The organism is Streptomyces sp. SID3343, assembly GCF_009865215.1.
Lineage (GTDB): Bacteria > Actinomycetota > Actinomycetes > Streptomycetales > Streptomycetaceae > Embleya.
The window spans coordinates 1-312 of sequence record NZ_WWJX01000760.1 but is presented as its reverse complement, the minus strand read 5'-3'; the positions used below and the strand labels follow the sequence as shown (position 1 = coordinate 312).

1 pseudogene is annotated in these 312 nt (G+C 81.7%); it reads left to right on the top strand.

The features are described 5' to 3' along the window. Nucleotides 1–312 (top strand): annotated as a pseudogene (locus tag GT354_RS54375) (hypothetical protein); the annotation flags it as partial.

Here is a 312-nt window from a genome sequence, read left to right as displayed (position 1 = left end):
GGTCGAGCCGCCGCGAGCGCCCGCCCCGCACGCCCACGCACCGCAGGCCCGGGACGAACCCGCCCCCGTCGAGCCGACGACCGCGCCGGCCCCGTATCGCGCGGACGGCGCCCCCGGCGATTCGCCGTACGGGTCGCACGAGGTGCCGACCACTCCCGCCGGCGGCACGCCCATTCCGGGCCTGGCCGACGCCCGGCCCGCCCCCGTCGGCCGGCCCGAGCCGACCCACGACGCCCCGGCACCGGACGCATCGGGCCCCGCGGATGCTGCGGGCCCGTCGGCTCCGTCGACTCCCCCGACGCCCTCTGCTCC